Here is a 20,222-nt window from a genome sequence, read left to right as displayed (position 1 = left end):
CTTTACCGTTGATACCGGTACTTTAACTGCCGATGAAATCATCGGTGTTAAGATTCAAGCAACTAACGGTGAAAACACTAAGGACAGTCAAACCACGACCATTACGGTTCAGGCAGGTCAACCAACCAATCCATTGGATGACTATAATGTCGCCTCTCCAACGGTGAACCCCGCTACTGCTGGTGATACGAGTGTCTCTGGTCACGTTGATCTAGAAACACCGATCCCTGACGGGACCACCTTCACCGCCGTTGTCACACTTCCCGATGGTTCAACGAAGACCGCAACGGTCAACCCTGACGGTTCCTTTACCGTTGATACCGGTACTTTAACTGCCGATGAAATCATTTCTGTAATGATTGTTGCAACAAATGATGGCCAAACAAAAAACAGTGCTCCTGTCACTATAACCGTTGCCAATGACAACTCAAATGGCAATAACGGTGGCAACACTGGTGGTACTAACGGTGGTGGCGATACTAACGGTAATGGCAGTAACGGTGGTAACGCCAACGTTGGTAATTCAGGCAACAATTCCAATAATGGTGCCTCATCTAATGGTGGTGAAAGCCTCACTAGCGAAACTAATAAATTGCAACCAAACAACAGTGGTACTGGTACAGGGAGCATAACTAACCCTGGGACAACAGTTGCCGGGTCACGCGCAACGACTGACCAACCTACAAACTCTGGTGTTAATGCAAATGGGCAGTCACAAGGTTCAAATCATGCGGCCAATAACACTTCTTCTAAAAAACAAACTGCTGCCTTGCCAGCAACCAGTCAAGAAATACCAGCGCTTCTCACCATCCTAGCCACGTCACTATTGATTAGCGCAACGATTCTTGGGTTTCATATTTTCAAAAAGAAACGTTAATCATTAAGTCTAACCGTTACAAAAAAACAGCGAGTTGCCCTTAGTAGGCATCCGCTGTTTTTGCTTGTTTATGTCCCGGTGCAATCTATCTTCACCTTTTATCTTTTTGGAATACTACCTTATACATCAATTGGGCCTTACATTTCAGAGGTGGCACCACGTCCTAAAATTTCAACATGTAGTCATCCATGTTAAGAACCCGGTGCGTGATCAATGAGCAACCACCAAGCAACGTTGCATACTGCGTGTTTTGTGCAAGTTGAATCCGGGGATTAGTTCCCGCAATGGTCCGGTAATCTTGGCGAATTTCGGATAGCAATTCAGGCAATGCTTCGATTAATGGCGAGTTTAAGTACATGACCTCAGGATCGAAATTGGTGGCCACATTGAATAAAATCTTGGAGATGGCCGCACAAAATTCACCGAGGATCCGCTTGATGTCCGCATCATCCGCCAAAAAGAGGTTCACAAGATCCTGCCGTTGGAGGGTTTCATCACCCTTGACGGCCCGGGCAAATCCAATGATGGCATCCTCCGAACAGTAATCTTCAACCTTTTGGGACCGCCCCATCACGCCAACGTTTGCATCCATCATGATGCTCCGGCCAATTTCACCAGCCTCACCATGAAGACCACGATACAGTTGACGATTGATGATGATTCCGGCACCGATCCCTTTATGGATACTAACCGTGAGCGTATTGGCAAAATCGCCCGCACTGTTAAAGTCACGTTCATAAATTGCCGATAGGTTCGCCTCGTTTTCCAGGACAACAGGCACATCAAAGGTCTGTTCAAACAGTCCCTGAAGATCTGAGTTCGTCATGTCGAGAAACGGCGAGTCCGTTACCCGGTTATCATCCACAATCCCAGAAACAGCAATGCTGATGCCCAGTAGGCCACGGTTTGTATCCGCAACCTGCACATCACGCACCTTAGCAATCATCAGCTGGGTAATTGCTGCCAGTGTTAACCGATCAATTTCATAATTATTGAACGACACAATTTCGCCATCCAAATAATTGACCATCATGTGAAGGTGGTGGTAGCCGATTTCAAAACTAACGGTGTACCCCCAGTGGGCGTTGACCTTCGTGAAAATTGGTTTACGGCCACCATTTGATGACGCCGCACCCTCACCCAGTTCAACCACCAGTGATTCATCATTTAACGTATTGTATAGCGTTGAAACCGTTGATTTATTGAGGTTCAAACGTTTAGAAACATCGATCCGGGAAATTGGTCCCTCATTAAAAACTTGTTGTAACACCAACTTCTGATTTACATCACGCATAATATCTTGGTTTAAAACTTTTCTAGCCAACAGTTGTTCCTACCTTGCATTTTTACCATTAGTATAAACCTCACTGAACCCCGTATCGTCGCAAAAACACGAATGGGCGTATTTTCGGTGAATACTATGGAAGCAAAGTCATTGAATTTTAGTTCTGAACGCCCCGGCGGAACGCTAATAGTTCGTGACTAACGTCTGCCGTTGCTGCATAAATTTTCTTATAGAGCGCATGAAGTTCTTCGTACTGTGCCACGTTTTCGGGAATGGGTTGATACTCGGCGCCAAATTGCACAAACGTTTCTGCACATTCAGCCACTGATTCAAACCAACCAAGTCCCACGGCGGCCAACATGGCAGCGCCAAGACCAGGCCCCTGTTCGTTCTTTAAGCTAACGACCTTTGTGTTAAAGACATCCGCCTGCATTTGTAACCACAGTGGACTCTTTGCACCACCACCAATGGAAACCACGGTATCAAACTGACTCCCCTGGCTTGCAAACAAATCCAAAATGTCACGGAATGAGAACACGATTCCCTCCATGACGGCACGAACAAAGTCCGCCCGGGTTTGGGTCCCATCAATACCAATAAAGCTTCCGCGAATATCTGCATCCGCATATGGCGCCCGTTCACCCACAATGTAAGGAGCAAACAGCAGTCCCTGGCTTCCAAGTGTGGCTTGACCAGCCGTTGCCACAAAGTCACCAAAGTCTTCGTCTGGTGCAAATGTCTTTTTAAACCAGTTTAAACTGTAACCGGCAGCCAGTGTCACGCCCATTGCATAGTAGGCATCAGGAATCGCGTGGTTTTCAAACTGTAACTGACCATGATAGTCCACTGCGCCATCCACCTCATACTTCAACACCACGCCGGACGTGCCAATGCTTGAAAGCACCATGTTCGAGTGTAAAATTCCCGCCCCCACTGCACCGCACGCGTTATCCGCGCCACCAGCAAAAACTTTGGTGTGCGAATCGAGCCCTGAAAACGCGGCGTAACTCGCTGAAACGTTGCCAACGTAATCAATGGCGTCCATCAGGGGTGGACACATGCTCATGGGAATTTCAAACCGGTCACAGATTTCTTGGCTCCACGTGTGGTTCACAACGTCCAGAAGCACCGTTCCAGAAGCGTCCGAGTAATCCATTCCCAATTGGCCCGTCATTCGATAACGCACGTAATCTTTCGGCAGGACAAAGTGCCGTGCTTGATCAAAGATTGCCGGTTCGTTTTCCTTCACCCACAACAACTTAGGCAACGTAAACCCTTCAAGCGGTTCGTTCTTGGTAATGTTAACAAACGTTTTCCCCATTGCCGCGGTAATTTCATCACGTTGCTTGGTGGTTCGGGTATCGTTCCATAAAATGGCTGGTCGTAACACCTGATTGTGTTCATCTAATAATACCAGTCCGTGCATCTGACCTGAATAACTAATTCCGTCAATGTCCGCCGGCTTAATGCCATCGTTTAAAATCAACCGGACAATGGCCACGGTGGTCCCGCTCACCCAGTCCTCTGGATTTTGCTCACTATAACCCGGTTGGGGCTGACTTAATTCGTACGCATAACTTTCTTGGGCCACAATCTGCCCCGTCTGATCAACAGCCGAGACTTTTACCGCACTCGTCCCCAGATCAACACCTAATACATAACTCATGTCGTTTCCTCCCACGAATAAACGAACACCAACAAGCCTCAGTCAACGCATTGCTTCGAAATGAAAACGACTGAGTTCCCAAACTTGGGGAGGTCAGTCGCTTTTCATTAAGTGCAATGTGCTAACCGGACTGAGTACCACAGTGTGTCGACAACAATTGTTCCCGATTGACTTATGCCACCAGCGCCAGTTTATTAACCGTCATTATTTTCCTAAGGTATCCACGATGTAATGGTTGATCGTGTCCTTAATTTGTTCCAAATGATCTGAATGTGTTGCAGCAATCAATTCTGATTGTGGTTTGTCGATCGAATAAGCTTCCAACGTCTTGAAGTCGGCCTTGCCACTTTCAATGTCAGCACCAACACCAGTGTTATATGAAGCGTACCGTTCGTCCTTGATGTCTTCCAGAACTTTGTCTTCATACATCCGTTGGGCAACCAATAAACCAGCAGCAAAGCTATCCATTCCGACGATGTGACCGTAGAAGAGATCATTTGCTTCAAATGATGACCGCCGTGGTTTGGAGTCAAAGTTCAGTCCACCGCGAGGCCCGATGCCGCCATTTAACAGGACTTCGTACATTGCTGCCGTTGTCTCATATAAGTTAGATGGGTATTCATCAATGTCCCAACCAATCAGCTTGTCACCCTGGTTTGCGTCTAATGAACCCAGCAAACCAGCGTCAACGGCTGTCTTAATTTCGTGTTGGTACGTGTGTCCTGCAAGGTTAGCATGGTTTCCTTCAAGGTTCAACTTGAAGTCCTTATCAAGACCGTATTCCTTCATGAACGCAATGGTTGTGGCTGCGTCCGTGTCGTACTGGTGCGTCGTTGGTTCCTTTGGCTTTGGTTCTAATAGCATTTGTGCGTCGAAGCCAATTTCGTTGGCGTAGTCCTTAGCCATGTGGAAGAACTTTGCAGCGTGTTCTTGTTCTTCCTTAGTCCGTGTGTTCCACAGTGATTCGTAACCTTCACGACCACCCCAGAAGACATAGTTTTCAGAACCGACCCGTTTCCCAATTTCTAAACTGTGCTTCAATTGTGCTGCAGAATAGGCAAAAATGTCAGCGGATGGTGATGTTGCGGCCCCTTCAACAAAGCGTGGGTTCGTGAACATGTTTGACGTGTTCCACAAAACCTTCATGCCACTCGTCTTTTGGTATTCAACGATTTTATCAACCACTTTGTCCAGGTTGGCATTGGTTTCCCGTAACGTGTTGCCTTCTGGTGCCAAGTCACGATCGTGGAAACACATGTAATCCACACCCAGCTTGTCATAAAATTCGAACGCTGCGTCAACCTTGGCTAACGCCAGATCCATCGGGTCCGTGAACTTATCATATGGCCGTTGAGCAGTCCCATCACCAAATGGGTCCACCAACCGTTGGTCAAATGTGTGCCAGTAGGCAACGGAGAACCGCAACCAGTCACGCATTTTCTTTCCACCCACCATTTTATCTGGTTGGTAGTAGTGGAATCCTAGTCCAGATTTCAAATCACTAGTGCCCACGTAAGGGACCTTATCAACATTCCAATAAGCCATAACAATCGTGCCTTCAAATTTTTGATGTTAGTTTTCTGCAACAACCAACTTACGAGATTGATTATATTAGCTTATTATTATTTTGCAAGCCCTTTCAAAAACTTTTTTCCGCTTTTGTCTCGTATCAGCCTGTTCTTTCATCTAACTAAGCTAACGAAAAATAATCCGCGATTCCGCTTATTAACCGCATTATCCAGTGATGATCCACACTCAATAATCGCGTCATCCAAAGTTTGTGCAATTATAAACTTTATTTAGAAAGCGCTTGCATTTACCGTAAATGCGTGGCAAGATTACCCCAGTTGGTTTTTTGCTCGCACTAACTTGATGAATAAACTCTGACGGCACCAACTTACAGCTGTTTGTCACATTATTTCATCGATAGGAGTCCACTGCTATGCATAAGGTTTCCACAGGCTTTGTTTATTTCTTCGGTGCGCTGGGCGGTTTACTTTTTGGCTACGACACCGGGGTTATCTCCGGAGCAATTCTCTTTATTCAAAAACAATTACATCTTGGTTCTTGGCAACAAGGATGGGGGGGTAAGTGCCGTCCTCCTCGGGGCCGTGCTTGGTGCAGCCACCATCGGTCCCATGTCGGATCGTTACGGGCGGCGCAAGTTAGTGCTTCTCTCATCCATCATCTTCTTTGTCGGGGCCCTTGGATCAGCCTTTTCCCCCGAATTTTGGAGTTTGATTCTTTCACGGATCATCTTAGGAATGGGAGTCGGGGCTGCGTCAGCATTGATCCCGACATACTTATCTGAACTGGCGCCTGCTGACAAGCGGGGCACCGTTTCCAGTTTATTCCAACTCATGGTGATGACCGGGATTTTACTAGCCTACATCACTAACTATGGGTTTTCCGGAATGGTCACCGGGTGGCGCTGGATGCTTGGCTTCGCTGCCCTCCCCGCTGCCATTCTTTTCTTTGGTGGCCTCTTGCTTCCAGAAAGCCCACGGTTCTTGGTTAAAACAAACCAGCTTGACGCCGCAGAGCATGTTTTAGATCAAATGAATCATCATGATCAGGCTGCTGTTCAAGCTGAATTGACGCAAATCAAGCAACAGGCTGCCATTAAGAGTGGCGGCTGGCACGAGTTATTTGGCACCATGGCCCGGCCTGCACTGGTTATCGGGGTTGGCCTTGCCATTTTCCAACAGGTCATGGGGTGTAACACCGTTCTTTATTACGCACCGACTATCTTTACAGACGTTGGTTTTGGTGTTTCGGCGGCCCTGTTAGCGCACATCGGCATCGGGGTTTTCAACGTGATCGTAACGGCCGTTGCCGTGGCCGTCATGGACAAGATCGACCGCAAGAAAATGCTGATTGGTGGCGGGATCGGAATGGGTGTGTGTTTGATCATCATGAGCATTGCCATGAAGTTTTCTCACGGTTCAATGGTCGCAGCCATTGTTTGTGTCATTGCACTTACCATTTACATCGCCTTTTTCTCCGCAACGTGGGGCCCCGTTATGTGGGTCATGATTGGGGAAGTGTTCCCGCTAAACATTCGTGGCTTAGGGAATTCCTTCAGTAGTGTCATTAACTGGGGCGCCAACATGGTTGTGTCCCTGACCTTCCCACCATTGCTGAACTTCTTCGGCACCGGGAGCTTATTTATCGGTTACGGTGTTCTCTGTTTTGTCGCCACTTGGTTCGTTCACGCGCATGTTTTTGAAACGCGGAACCGCTCATTGGAAGACATCGAAACCTCGTTGCGTCAACGAGCTACCAATACCGCTGACACGCACATTCACTCCACCCACTCACTTAATTAATTAGGGGATCATAATTATGGAAAATTCCGTTAAACCGTCAGTGAACGCTGACGGAAAGTTACCTTGGCGCGAGAAATTCGGCTGGGCAACCGGTGACTTTGCTCAAAATCTGATTTACACCACCATTTCAACGTACCTATTGTTCTTCTACACCAATGTGTTTGGCCTTAGCGCAAGCACTGCGGCCACCATGTTCCTTGTGGTTCGGCTTATCGACGCCATCAACGACCCCATTGTCGGGACGTTCGTTGATAAACACACGACTCGGTTTGGTAAATACCGTGGTTACTTACTGTACATGTCTGTGCCACTGGCAGCCCTCGCCATTCTGTGTTTCACCGTGCCAAACTTTTCTGCCATGGGCCGGCTGGTTTACGCTTACGTGACTTACGTTGGTCTGTCCGTTTTATACACGACCGTCAACATCCCTTACGGTTCACTGAACGCCGCAATGACCCGGAACAATAAGGAAATCGTCTCCATGACGTCACTCCGGATGGTTCTAGCCAACCTTGGCTCACTCACCGTCAGTTTCGGGGTACCAATCTGTGTCAAACTGTTTTCAAACGGTAGTTACACCGGCCCTCAATCGCAAAGTGGGTGGTTCTGGACGATGGTTATTTACGGCATCGCTGGGGCCCTTATCTTAATGTATTGTTTCCATGAATCTGTTGAACGGATCACCATGAGCGGCGATCAATTAGAAAATGTTCACGTTTCTGATTTATTCCACCAGTTAGTTATCAACGGCCCCCTTCGGACCCTTGCCATCTTCTTCATCATTACGTTTGGTTTGATGTCCGTTGTTAATGCCGTTGGGGCCTACTACATGACGTATAACGCTGGGAACCCTGGCTTAATGCAATGGTATAACCTGCTGGGAACCCTCCCCGCATTCATCGTTGTTCCACTAACACCGTGGTTAAACCGCAAACTTGGAACCCAAGTCCTCATGCAAAGTAGTTTAGTGCTCGCCATCATTGGCTTTATCATGCTGTACTTCATTCCAGCAACCAACGTTCCCGGAACGTTTATCGCCCGCACCATTGAAGCCGCCGGGATCATCCTCTCCACTGGTTTCCAATGGGCACTGGTTCCCCAAACCATCACCTATGGCGAATGGAAGACCGGGAAACGGGAAAACGGAATTATCAACGCCGTTATTGGATTCTTCTTCAAGTTCGGGATGGCGCTTGGTGGTGTGATTCCGGGTTACGTGCTGGCTGCTTACGGCTTTGCGGCTAACAAGACGCAAAGTGCCCGCTCCCTTCAAGGAATTCGGTTAACAACCACCATCATTCCCATTATCCTTACCGTTCTGGCCATGGTTGTCTTTGCCTTTTACCACCTAACAGACGAAAAGGTTGAACAAATGAATGAAGAAATCGCATCCCGGTCTGACCACTAGGACGATTCTTAATTAACCCGAGTAATTCTACCTCGCCACCACTGATTGTCGTAGGAGCCCCTGCTTTCCTAACGTGTCGGTTATTGCTGACAGGTAGAATTACTTTTTGTTAACCAGGAGGTTTTCTCAATGTTTAATCAACACTGGTTCAAACGCATTTCAGCTTGGCTTCATGCCCCACTAACACCAAAACCATCACAACCACACCGCTTTTACACACCACTGTGGTGGTAATAACAGCACAATTTTTTAAGGAGGTTTCATTTCATGAAATTTACAAACGGTTATTGGCTCACCAAGGATGGGTACACCATTAATTCACCAATGGAGGTCTTTGATACCGACATTACCGATAATGCCCTCACGGCATATGCACCCTATCATCACATCGCTACCCGCAATGACGAACTTAACCTCGGGATGTCAACCATCACCCTGACTTCACCACTTGAAGGGGTGATCGGCGTTAAGTTGACCCACTTTGATCAGTCAACGGCGGGCCCAAACTATGTTTTAAACGACGAACATCCCCACGTCACCATTGCTAAAGACGCCCATGACGTGCACTTTACCTCCGGCGACCTAACCGCAACGTTGCCACTGGACGGTCCATTTGAACTCAACTTTACAGACCCAGACGGCCACAGCATCACAAAATCCATGACGAAGGCCCAGGGCGAGATCACAGACACCGTTCACCACCAGCACTTTATGCGCGAACAGTTGTCCATGGATGTTGATGAACATGTTTACGGACTGGGCGAACGGTTCACCCCGTTTGTTAAAAATGGTCAAACGGTCGACACCTGGAATCAGGATGGTGGGACCGGAAGTGAACAGGCCTACAAGAACATTCCGTTTTACATTACTGATAAGGGCTACGGTGTCTTTGTCGATGAACCCCAAAAGGTCTCCTTTGAAATTGCTTCTGAAAATGTTGACCGCGTTCAGTTCAGCACTGAGGGTGAATCCCTGACCTACTACGTAATTTATGGCCCCACACCAAAAGCAATTCTGAATAAATACACCCGGCTAACGGGGCAGATCAAACTTCCGCCTGCCTGGTCCTTTGGTCTATGGCTGTCCACTTCTTTCACCACTGATTACTCAGATGAAACGGTGATGAAATTTATTGACGGCATGGCTGAACACCACATTCCGTTAGACGTCTTTCACTTTGACTGCTTCTGGCAGAAGGGGTTTGAATGGTGCACATTAACCTGGGATCGCGAAAAGTTCCCTGACCCTGCTGGTCTCCTTAAAAAGATCCATGACCGTGGCATCAAAGTTTGTGTCTGGCTGAACCCTTACATCGCCCAAAAGTCACCATTGTTTAAAGAAGCAAAGGATCACGGTTACCTCATCAAACGCCATGACGGCAACGTTTGGCAGTGGGATTTGTGGCAGGCCGGTAACGGGTTTGTCGATTTCACGAACCCTGACGCCATTGCTTGGTATCAAAGTAAGCTGTCCGCTCTGCTTGATATGGGGGTCGACTGCTTCAAAACCGACTTTGGTGAACGAATTCCCGTTGATGACGCCGTCTTCTTTGACGGCAGTGACCCACAACGTGAGCATAACTACTACACCCTTCAGTACAACCAGGCTGTTTATGATGTGCTGAGTGCCAAACGTGGTGAAGATGATGCAGTCGTCTTCGCACGGTCAGCAACAGTCGGATCACAAAAGCTCCCCGTTCACTGGGGCGGTGACAACCTATCTCGCTACAATTCCATGGCTGATTCCTTACGTGGCGGGTTGTCATTCCTATCATCTGGCTTCGGCTTCTGGAGTCATGACATCGGCGGTTTCGAAGAAAAGGCAACGCCGGATATTTACAAACGCTGGACGCAGTTTGGCCTGTTATCATCACACAGTCGTTACCATGGTAGCGTTCAGTATCGGGTCCCATGGCTTTTCGATGATGAAGCGGTCGCCGTCACCAAGAAATTCGTTGACCTAAAGCTGTCACTGATGCCATACCTGTATCAGCAAGCCGTTCAAACATCCGCAACCGGAACGCCACTCATGCGGCCCATGTTCATTGAATTTCCTGATGATCCAAACACCGCCTATCTGGACAAACAGTACATGTTGGGTGACAAGCTCCTGGTGGCCCCAATTTTCAATGATCAGGGGAACGTCCACTACTACTTACCAGCTGGTCGGTGGACAAACCTCCTAACGGAACACGTTTACGAAACTGATCAAAATGGTCAATGGCTAAACGAACAGTACGACCATTTGGGCTTACCATTACTTGTTGCCGGCAACAGCATCTTGCTTCGGAAACCGGGCAGCGCACATGCAGATTACGACTACACAGACGCTCCTGACATTAATCTTTACGAATTGGATAACGGCACCATCACCACGCCCGTTGTCGACCGAGACGGCCACACCGTGGGTTCAGTCACCGCAACCACGGCTGGTAACCAATTGACGATTACAACAACCGGCCTTCACGGTGTCGCAACCGTTTATGTGCATGATCACGGCCAGATCACCGACTTTACTTTGGCTAGTGCCAGCCAAACGTTTACCCTGAACTAGGGGCCGGCAAATGCAAACACAATCTGAATTCACCACGACCGTAACGCCGTTTGACACCTATCGCGGTCAAGAAGTTTATCGCTACACCATCGAAAATGCCCACGGTGTTCGCCTCAGCGTCCTAAATCTTGGGGAGATTTTAAACGAACTTTCCATTCCAAGTGGCAACGGCCGCCAAAACCTAGTCCTTAATTACCCACATAGTGCTGATTACTACGCCAACCCGTTTTACGTCAACATGGCCATTGGCCGAACTGCGGGGCGCATTGGTCACGACCGGCTGACCCTCAACAACCGAACGTATCTGCTGCCACAAAACGAGGGTGACACCACGTTACACGGTGGGCCTCACGGTTTTCACCAACGTTTTTGGGTGGGTAAACTAACCACTATTGACGACTGCCCCGCCATTCAGCTAACCACGACGCAACATCCAGAAGACGACGGGTTCCCCGGCACACTCACCACAACCATGACGTACCAACTCTCATTAGATAACACCGTCACGGTAACCTTTGCTGGCACATGTGACACCGAATCTGTCTTCAATCCAACCCTTCACACGTACTTCAACTTGGGGGATGCCGCAACCATTCTGGCCCACACGTTACAGGTGAACGCAACGAACCGGTTAGCAACACAACCAAATAAAGTCCCGACTGGCACATTTACCCGCTTGGCAAACACCCCGTTTGACTTTCAGCAATCACGACCATTGCAGCAGGCCATTGACGGCTTGCAACAAACCTCTGAGCGGGGACTAGACGACGTATACTGTGTGACACCGGATGAAGCCGGGGCGGTTGCTCACCTAGCCGATCCTGACACAGGTGTTACCATAACCGTGGGCTCACATCAAAATGGCCTGGTTGTCTTCACCGCCAATTCGTTTACAACGGCGCACATGCCGTTCATCAAAACGGGTGGGCACGGTAACCCCTATCTCGGCATCGCCCTTGAACCGCACACGCTTCCGGATGCAACCGCACACCCAAACTTTGGGGACATCACGATTCATCCCGGGCAGCCACGGTTAAAGACACTGTCATACCACGTGACGTTTTAATTCAAATCGATAAAGAAGGTTTTCTTATGAAACTGACTAATCCCGTTTTACCCGGCTTTAATGCCGACCCCAGCATCATTCGTGTCGGTGACACGTACTACATCGCTAACTCCACGTTTGAATGGTTCCCAGGCGTTCGTCTCCACGAATCAACGGACCTCGTTCACTGGAAGCTCCTCCCCTCACCACTTAACACAACCACATTGCTATCCATGCGCGGCAATCCGGCTTCTGGCGGGATCTGGGCCCCTGACCTTTCCTACGCTGACGGGCAATTCTGGCTTGTATACACTGACGTCAAGGTAACTGAAGGTGCCTTTAAGGACATGGATAACTATCTGACAACGGCCACCGACATCCACGGCCCATGGACTGCGCCCATTAAACTTAACGGTGTTGGCTTTGACGCTTCTCTGTTCCACGACACCGATGGTCGCAAGTATCTCGTTCAACAAACGTGGGACCACCGTGAATATCACCACCCGTTTAACGGCATCACCCTGACCGAATTTGACGTCAGTACCATGCACCTGATGCCCAAAACGGCCCGAACCATCTACCGGGGAACGGCCACGAAACTTGTTGAAGGGCCCCATCTTTACCACATCAATGACAACTACTACCTCTTTGCCGCTCAAGGCGGAACGGTCTTTACCCATGAAGAAGTGGTAGCCAAGTCAGCCAACCTCAGCGCCGACAGCTTCGTCTCTGAACCAGATGGCCCCTTCCTAACTAACTTTGATACGCCAGACTTCGCCCTCCAAAAGCAGGGGCACGGTGCCCTCGTGGATACACCAAGTGGTGAATGGTACTACGCCTCCCTGACGTCACGGCCTTGGAACCACGACACTGAGTCTGCCCACGATCCGCGCGGCTGGAGCACCCTCGGTCGTGAAACTGCAATCCAAAAGGTCACTTGGGATGATGCTGGTTGGCCCCGCGTCGTTGGCGGGCATGGTGGCCAAGTGGTGGTGGACGCCCCCGTTGACGCCATTCCAATGAGTGCCCCACTGGATCATTCACAGTCTGACGACTTCACCACCCCAACCCTCGATCAGAATTGGAACACGCTTCGTGAACCATTTACACCAAAAATGGGCCATACTGGCGATGGTCACCTAACACTCATTGGCCAAAAGTCACTGGCCAGCACCTTTGACGTTTCCATGATTGCTCGCCGGTGGCAGGCGTTTAACTTCACCACGACCGTTGCGGTGACGTTTGATCCGTTTAGCTATCAGCAAATGGCCGGCCTGACCAACTTCTACAACGATAAACACTGGTCATGGATCTTCATTACAAATGATGAAACGAAGGGCCGCGTGATTGAAGTGGCTGAAAATAATCGCGGTGATTACCACACCTACCTTCGTGACAACGCCATCCCAATTCCCACCAATGTTAAGCAAGTGTGGTTCCGGACAACCGTCAAAAAGTCATCCTACACGTACAGTTACTCCTTCGACGGCACCACGTGGACCGAAATCCCCGTTACCCTTGATGCCGCCGTGCTTTCAGATGACTACGTGCTCCAAACGTACGGTGGCTTCTTCACCGGTGCCTTTGTCGGATTAGCCGCCGTTGACTACGCCGGATATGAGCAACCAGCAACGTTTGATCACTTTCAGTACCAAGAACAGGACTAAAACTAGAAATCATTAACTTAAAAAGCACGGTGCTCATGGACTTTTATCCATGAGCACCGTGCTTTCGTTGTTTAATAATGGTTAATCCTCTGATGATTCATCTGGTGTTGGCACCTTCATGTCATGGTCAACCCGTGAACGACCGGTGGCATAATCAAACGTAAAGCCCGGCTGAACGTTAAAAATGTACACGTTAAAGTTCAGGGCGCCATCCGTTGACAGCGCCTGTAAGTGAACCCCATTGGCCATTAAATTATCCCCGGAGAACACTGCTTGAGCTGAATAGATCACTCGTTTATTGGCTTTAAGGGCGTTGCGCACCTTGCTTTCATAAATCGTTTGTAACGTCTGGTTGCTAAACGCCGTTTGGGTAAACAGGTTTTTGGGATTATTTTGATCCCCCGATTGCTCATTGGGATCATACGCACCCGATTGGCCAATTCCCCCTGACAACGAGTACGCAATCAAATGCCCCCGGTTGATGATGGCCTGACCATTCACCATTTTTTGGTGCCAACCACTTGGCTGAATGTACTGTCGCACCCGCAATGAATCGTTAGCCACGTTGCGCCGTTCCAAATACGCCGTGTTCGGTTCGACCGTTCGATTCAGCTGGTCCAGTTCCTGATAAACGACGTGGTTCGTCCGCCACGCGTCACTATTTAACGTGCTCCGATTGTGATTAACACTTACCACCGCTGGTTTGCCGGATTGATAGGTCAACTTAGCCAGTGCCGCCGTGTTGGTTGCCTCAGTGCTACCCTGACCAGACACGTGCTGCGTGGACTGCGACCCACTAGTGCTTGGCCCCGTTTCTAAACTCGATCCCCGACTTAATAGATACGCGCCCAAAACAATCACAATGATGCCAATGAACATCACGCCATAGCGTTGTTGTCGTTTCATGTGCTCCCCTCCGTTGTGCCTGTTGTTACGTTTAAGTGTAACGCTAACGGTCATATTATTGCGGGCCATTATCCCCGTCCCATTGTCCGCAAAAAAAGTGGTCAGCCTCAAAGATACCTTCAAGACGAACCACTTTCGCCGTTTCACGTGAAACAATTATGAACCTACTTTTGTTCGACGGGCTTTGGCTTTACCACCGTTTGGGCTAAGGAGAGCAGCTTTTCTGAGCGCATTTTAGCCAATACTGTCGCAACTGTTTCCTTCATCATTTGGTCACTAAGCTCCGTTGTGGCACTCTTTGTTGCCGGTTCATTGCGTAACCCAGCCAGCACCAACCCAATGAAGGTATCGTAAGCACGTTTAGGAAACAGACTTACCGTCACTTGATCCATGCCTTGGCGAATGGTGTCCATGGAATAACTTGGTTTTAAGATCCCAATCAGCAGAATATCCGCAACCTGCATCACTTGGTACTTCTTCTTGACCGGTGCCAAAATGATGTTGTGCTTCACGTAATTGTTGATCATGGCCGGCGTCACCGTGTCAACACCCAGTGGTCCCAACGTATCGTTCACATAGGCCACCACTTGATCCATGTATAAATCAAACTTTGGTAATTCATCCCACTTTGGTAACGTTACTTCAGTTAGGTGTTGTTCCCACTGATGGTATTCATTGAATGGTTCAGTCATGTCATCATCCTCCTGCTAGTTGATGAGTAAATTATATCAGTGTCATCTAGTTTAGTAAACTAGATGACACTGATATAATTTTGCATTTCAAGAAAATAAAAAAAGTCATCACAGTAATGTGATGACTTTCCCCGTTTATAACGTTAATTCAAGCTCGCTCGTTTCCTCTAAATCATTATAATAAGCAGCTCGTGTTCCAGATATATATGGTGTTACCCATAGATTTGAAAAACCAAATGAAGGAACAGCCAATAACGCCCAGCCTAAGAAACTCAAGGTAAGAACAAAGAATTCCCACTTGTGCCCCTGCATGAGCTGACGACTTAGGCGCATGCTAGTAATGATGCCGGCCCAGATACTGGCATCCGGATTTTTTTCATGAAGATCCTTATAGACAAAAATTGATTGACTATACATTAAGGAAAACAGGATCCCTGGGACAACTAGGAGTACATACCCCACCACAACAATGAAACTGATCAAGAACGATAATACTAACAGCGGAAAGACAGTTGGTGAGGCAACCACCCGAAAACTATCACTGGCAGGGTTAATTTCACGATTAGGTTCACGAACCCAATCCAGAAAAGTGTACGTTACACCAAACCCAATTACCGTCGCAAGTAATATAATCCACCATGTTCTTGTGCCAAGGTGCTGATATAATCCGATAAATGATGACGATGCAGCATCGTAATTGCTACGAATGTAAAACCGATTGTACCCGTTGACTAATAACAGCAGCAGTACTGGGATAACGTTTAAGCCGACTGCTTTCCCCCACTTACCGTGAAAAAGATCTTTAACTGATTGTTTTAGTTCTGCACGTGTTCTCATGTTGACCCCTTAACAATTATATTTATATAACCACCATGAACATTAACCATTCAATTGTCAACTATTTACTTGTTCCCTCGCTTAATGCGTCGAGCACCCGGTTAATGTCATCAATCTGATAGCCCTTACCGTACAGGCTTCGCTTGGTTCGGTTCATCCGATCACGCAGATCATAACGCCGGTTGCGTTGCCAAATTTTCTCCGCTTCATGACTTAACAAAGAAGCTTCAGTGTCTTCATCACGCACCAATTCGAGTTGGCCCATGACCTGGTCGATCGTCTCACGCTGAAAGCCCTTCGTCATCAGTCCCTGAATCACCTTCTGTCGCTGTGTTGAAAATGGCTTTCGCGCGTAGTGTCGCGCCAATTTTTCAGCGGTCTCTAACCCGTTCTCGAGCAGTTGATCCGTTGAAAATTCAGCGAGGGCGCCATCAATAATGGTTTCCCCCACCCCTTTGCTCCGAAGGTTTTGACGAATGATCACCGGTCCCTTATCAGACGTATTCCGCATGGTCCGAACATAGGCCTCCGCATACGCCTGGTCATCAAGCAAATGAAACCCACGCAGCCGTTGCATTGTTTCCGTGATAACGCTCTCGTCAACTTCCAACGTTTTCAGCTTATCATGGACTTCACGTTCAGACCGCAACTGGCCGGACAGATAATCCAGTGCCCGGTTGTATGCCTTGGCCACATCATCGGCTGCAATAATTTCTTCAGCCAAGTCCTTATCGATCACCATCCCCTTGAAAATGCGGAATTTGATCATGACGGATTCACTAATTGGAAAGGCATACTTCCCATCAAGATAAACATTATACCGTCCTGCCCGCTTTTGGGCCTCAATCATGGTCACCTGGTTTGCTGTCGGACCACTTGGCTCATCTGGTTGTTGCTGATCGCCATGACGACGGCGGTGCTTTGCTAACAAGTCATCAGCAACGGACTGCCCACTGGCCGGTTCACCAGACTTTGACCGGCGTGGCTTTGGTGCACCCACATCGCCAATTAAAATGGGTTTATTTTCCTGGTCACTCATGATGCCCTCCTTTATAGCGAACGTTTGTTCCTCATTTTATCACATCACGCGCGTGTGCATTGGTGTAAAACCACCAACAAGATGACGTGAGGACCAACACACCACTTAAAACTAAGATGGCGGCCACCGGGACTTCACTTAGTGCAAGTAGCACTGCGCCAAGAATCACCACAAAGCTTAGCAAGCCCAGACCACTGATCCACGGACTGTGTGTTAACGGCCGGTTTGGATACGTCAGGACCATCACGAGAATCCCGCATAAAAATCCTGCCAGACCCAAACTAACCAGCCCTGCAAATTGCCAACCAATAAGCTCGTGTTGCAGGTAAAGTTCTGTTGCCGCCGTTACGAGATCAAGGCCAACAAAAATAAAGTAATGAACGTTGATTAACGTAATCCCCGCCGTCTTTTTATGGCGGTTTACCCGTCCCTGATAGCTAACAAAATAAATCATGAAGAGCGCCACGATAATCAAAAAGAACGGGATGGCTAGCCAGTTGAAATCATGAACATCCACAATGCTGGCAACTGCAATCACGGCCTCACCAAAAAGAAGCAATGTAAACAGAGAATATCGTTCCGTCAGGTGTTCAAATATTGCCGGAAAGTCCGTTAGTTCACGGTATAAAAAGATTGGGCCAACGTTTGCCAACACCATCGACAACACGTACACCGTCACCCGAACGCCGTAACTGGCCCACGGAACAATTGTTGCCGCGCCAATAAGACCACTCAAAAACAACAAGCGGTACAACCCGCGGGCGACCACCAACTGCTTTTGATCCGTCAGTTTCCGGCTCTGCAACCAATACTGAATCCCAATGCTGATCAATAAAATTGAGGTACTGCCGGCAAACGTCAGGTGCGTGGCCTCAAAATCTGCGTTTAATGATTGCGACAAAATGATTACCATGAACATATCAAATAGCATAAAGACCGTGTGCTGTAGATTTTCATGGAAAAATCGGTTTACTAACACCGTTTGATACGTCCAAATGGTCCAAAACATGAAAAACATGATCAGATACTCCCCAAGATACAGTCCGGGGATTTCCTCATGGTGAACGAGATGAAGAATCGTTGTGATGCGGCTAATTGCATAGGCAAAAATAAGGTCATAAAATAATTCCAAATTCGAAACTTCTGCGTTTTGACGTAGCTCTTTCATGGGTCTTAACTTCCATCCTCTCCGTGTGCAGCACATTTCATTCACCACACAAGTTACATTTCATTTTTATTTTAGCAGTTGTCGCGAGTCTGGCCTAACGGTACGCTGACAAAATGATAATCAGTTTGCCTCAAAAAATAACGGTGTCATTAATGAACGAACACATTCATCAATGACACCGTTATTTTGTTGGTCCTATAAAGCGTTGCACGTCTTCAACGCCTGAAGTGCTGCAAGTGACATCACGTTCCACTGAGTGCTTAACTCTGGCTGAAAGAAGAAATCGGCCGTTGCCAATTGGTCCAGCGTTGCGTGCATTTCAATCGCTAATGAAATCGTGTTAATGTTTGCCGTTAAATCCTGTTTGGAGATGATTTGTGCGCCCAAAATCTGACGTGTTTTCGGTGCATAGATCAATTTAAACGTCACATCTTCCGTTAATCCAAACGTCGCCTGCTTCTTAACAACGGTGCTGGCACTAGCAACATTTAACCGTGCCGCCGTCTTTTCCGACAAGCCAGTCGTCGCAAATTTATACCCAAACGCAGGTAGCGCTGACGTTCCCTGGACGCCTGGAAATACCACCCGCTGGCCCATCAAGTTACGCACTGCAAAAATTGCCTGCCGCCGCGCGTTCGTTGATAACGCAACGGGTAATGTTGTGTTCGCCGGCGTGTACTGAATTTGTGTCGCGTCGCCAACAGCAAAAATGTCTGGGGCGCTTGTTTCCATGTATTCATTCGTTTTAATGAGGCCATTTGGCAGTAACGCCACCGTTTCCGCCAGCCAATCCGTATTCGCATGCCCACCGGCAGACAGAATTACAAGGTCCGCTGGATAACGATGAGTCGCTGTTTGAACCGCCGTGACGTGATCGGTCCCAACCATCTCAGTTACTGATTCACCCATCGCCATCGTAACACCATCAGCCACCATGGCCTCTGTTAGCGGTGCCGTGATTTCCTGATCCAAGTACGTGCTTAATGGGCGTTGGTTGACGTCAATTAACGTCACGTGTTTTTTTGATTGAACAAATAAATCTGCGACGCTCATCCCAACATAGCCCGCCCCAATCACCACGACATTTTTAATCGTTTCGGATTGTGCTTGCTTCCGGGTCATCATCAAATCTTGAGGTGAATGCACCGTCAAAACATTTTCCAAATCCACACCAGGGACCGGGAGCTTTGTTGCATGAATGCCCGGGCTCAAAATAAGTTTGTCATATGAATCCGTTGCGGTTTTTCCGGTCACTAAATTTTTTATATCAACCGTGTGGGCAGTCACATCAATTCGTGTCATGACTGTCTGCTCGAACACCGTAATGCGTTGCTCGTTTAATTCCGTTTTTGTCAGCGAACTAATTGCCGGGATTCCTTCCACCACCGCTGCATCGTTTCGCTTCACAATATCAAAGGCTTGTTGATCATACCAATGAATGTCTGCGTCAAGATCCATTAACCGTAAACTTTCAACTGCTTCATAGCCACCATGAGAAAAGCCTAAAACAATAACCTTCATGATTGATATCCTCTATTTGATTAAGTACACTGTGTACTTTATTTGAACGATGTCTATCATACAACCTTTACAGTTAAAAACAATAGAGAACACACTGTTCTTTATCACTTTTACGGGTCACAATTACCTTATCCGTTGCTTACCACCGTTTTTACCTAACGCAGGCATCAGTTCATCTAAGCAAACAAGCGACTGCGGGCATAATCCACCCACTGTCGCCCGCCACTAC

14 protein-coding genes and 1 pseudogene are annotated in these 20,222 nt (G+C 48.0%); 6 read left to right on the top strand and 9 right to left on the bottom strand.

Annotation, left to right across the window (positions count from 1 at the left end; translation table 11 throughout):
• A pseudogene (locus ACKTR5_RS10930) lies at positions 1-877 on the top strand (hypothetical protein); the annotation flags it as partial.
• A 163-nt stretch (positions 878-1,040) separates the two neighbouring features.
• Here ACKTR5_RS10930 and ACKTR5_RS10925 read toward each other — a convergent pair.
• The 3 genes from ACKTR5_RS10925 to xylA form a co-directional block, all read right to left on the bottom strand.
• Positions 1,041-2,201, bottom strand: a complete 1,161-nt coding sequence (locus ACKTR5_RS10925; RefSeq protein WP_407881486.1) for an ROK family protein — start codon at positions 2,199-2,201, stop codon at positions 1,041-1,043.
• A 118-nt stretch (positions 2,202-2,319) separates the two neighbouring features.
• Positions 2,320-3,828, bottom strand: a complete 1,509-nt coding sequence (xylB, locus tag ACKTR5_RS10920) for a xylulokinase (protein WP_407881485.1) — start codon at positions 3,826-3,828, stop codon at positions 2,320-2,322.
• 204 nt (positions 3,829-4,032) lie between these two features.
• Entirely contained in the window at positions 4,033-5,373 is a 1,341-nt protein-coding gene (gene xylA / locus ACKTR5_RS10915) for a xylose isomerase (protein ID WP_407881483.1), read from the bottom strand.
• A 455-nt stretch (positions 5,374-5,828) separates the two neighbouring features.
• On the opposite strand from xylA, the gene ACKTR5_RS10910 reads away from it, so the two are divergent.
• The 5 genes from ACKTR5_RS10910 (at position 5,829) to ACKTR5_RS10890 (ending at position 13,830) form a co-directional block, all read left to right on the top strand.
• Positions 5,829-7,157: a sugar porter family MFS transporter gene (locus ACKTR5_RS10910; protein ID WP_407881481.1), complete on the top strand. Its 1,329-nt coding sequence runs from the start codon at positions 5,829-5,831 to the stop codon at positions 7,155-7,157.
• Between the two features lie 16 nt (positions 7,158-7,173).
• A complete protein-coding gene (locus ACKTR5_RS10905) occupies positions 7,174-8,565 on the top strand; it encodes a glycoside-pentoside-hexuronide (GPH):cation symporter (RefSeq protein ID WP_407881479.1) in 1,392 nt (463 codons plus the stop codon).
• Positions 8,566-8,832: 267 nt separating this feature from the next.
• Positions 8,833-11,118 carry an alpha-xylosidase gene (yicI, locus tag ACKTR5_RS10900; protein WP_407881478.1) on the top strand — a complete coding sequence of 762 codons (2,286 nt, stop codon included), beginning with the start codon at positions 8,833-8,835 and terminating at the stop codon, positions 11,116-11,118.
• A gap of 10 nt (positions 11,119-11,128) precedes the next feature.
• Positions 11,129-12,184: an aldose epimerase family protein gene (locus ACKTR5_RS10895; RefSeq protein WP_407881477.1), complete on the top strand. Its 1,056-nt coding sequence runs from the start codon at positions 11,129-11,131 to the stop codon at positions 12,182-12,184.
• 26 nt (positions 12,185-12,210) lie between these two features.
• Complete coding sequence (locus ACKTR5_RS10890) at positions 12,211-13,830, top strand: glycoside hydrolase family 43 protein (RefSeq protein ID WP_407881475.1); 1,620 nt, start codon at positions 12,211-12,213, stop codon at positions 13,828-13,830.
• Between the two features lie 81 nt (positions 13,831-13,911).
• Here ACKTR5_RS10890 and ACKTR5_RS10885 read toward each other — a convergent pair whose 3' ends face one another.
• The 6 genes from ACKTR5_RS10885 to ACKTR5_RS10860 all read right to left on the bottom strand — a co-directional run bounded on the left by ACKTR5_RS10885 (position 13,912) and on the right by ACKTR5_RS10860 (position 19,993).
• Positions 13,912-14,736, bottom strand: coding sequence for a DNA/RNA non-specific endonuclease (locus ACKTR5_RS10885; protein ID WP_407881473.1), 825 nt, complete (start codon positions 14,734-14,736; stop codon positions 13,912-13,914).
• Between the two features lie 164 nt (positions 14,737-14,900).
• Positions 14,901-15,428: a DUF1836 domain-containing protein gene (locus ACKTR5_RS10880; RefSeq protein WP_407881471.1), complete on the bottom strand. Its 528-nt coding sequence runs from the start codon at positions 15,426-15,428 to the stop codon at positions 14,901-14,903.
• Positions 15,429-15,563: 135 nt separating this feature from the next.
• Positions 15,564-16,265: a DUF975 family protein gene (locus tag ACKTR5_RS10875; RefSeq protein WP_407881470.1), complete on the bottom strand. Its 702-nt coding sequence runs from the start codon at positions 16,263-16,265 to the stop codon at positions 15,564-15,566.
• A 61-nt stretch (positions 16,266-16,326) separates the two neighbouring features.
• Entirely contained in the window at positions 16,327-17,115 is a 789-nt protein-coding gene (gene recX / locus ACKTR5_RS10870; RefSeq protein WP_407881487.1) for a recombination regulator RecX, read from the bottom strand.
• 220 nt (positions 17,116-17,335) lie between these two features.
• Positions 17,336-18,472: a low temperature requirement protein A gene (locus tag ACKTR5_RS10865; protein WP_407881468.1), complete on the bottom strand. Its 1,137-nt coding sequence runs from the start codon at positions 18,470-18,472 to the stop codon at positions 17,336-17,338.
• A gap of 195 nt (positions 18,473-18,667) precedes the next feature.
• The gene (locus ACKTR5_RS10860) at positions 18,668-19,993 is read right to left on the bottom strand and encodes an FAD-dependent oxidoreductase (RefSeq protein WP_407881466.1); all 1,326 of its coding nucleotides are present in this window, start codon (positions 19,991-19,993) and stop codon (positions 18,668-18,670) included.
• Positions 19,994-20,222 lie beyond the last annotated feature (229 nt).

Source organism: Furfurilactobacillus entadae, from assembly GCF_045862745.1.
GTDB lineage: Bacteria > Bacillota > Bacilli > Lactobacillales > Lactobacillaceae > Furfurilactobacillus > Furfurilactobacillus entadae.
The sequence above is the reverse complement of the archived record's forward strand: the minus strand, read 5'-3'. Positions and strand labels throughout refer to the sequence as shown.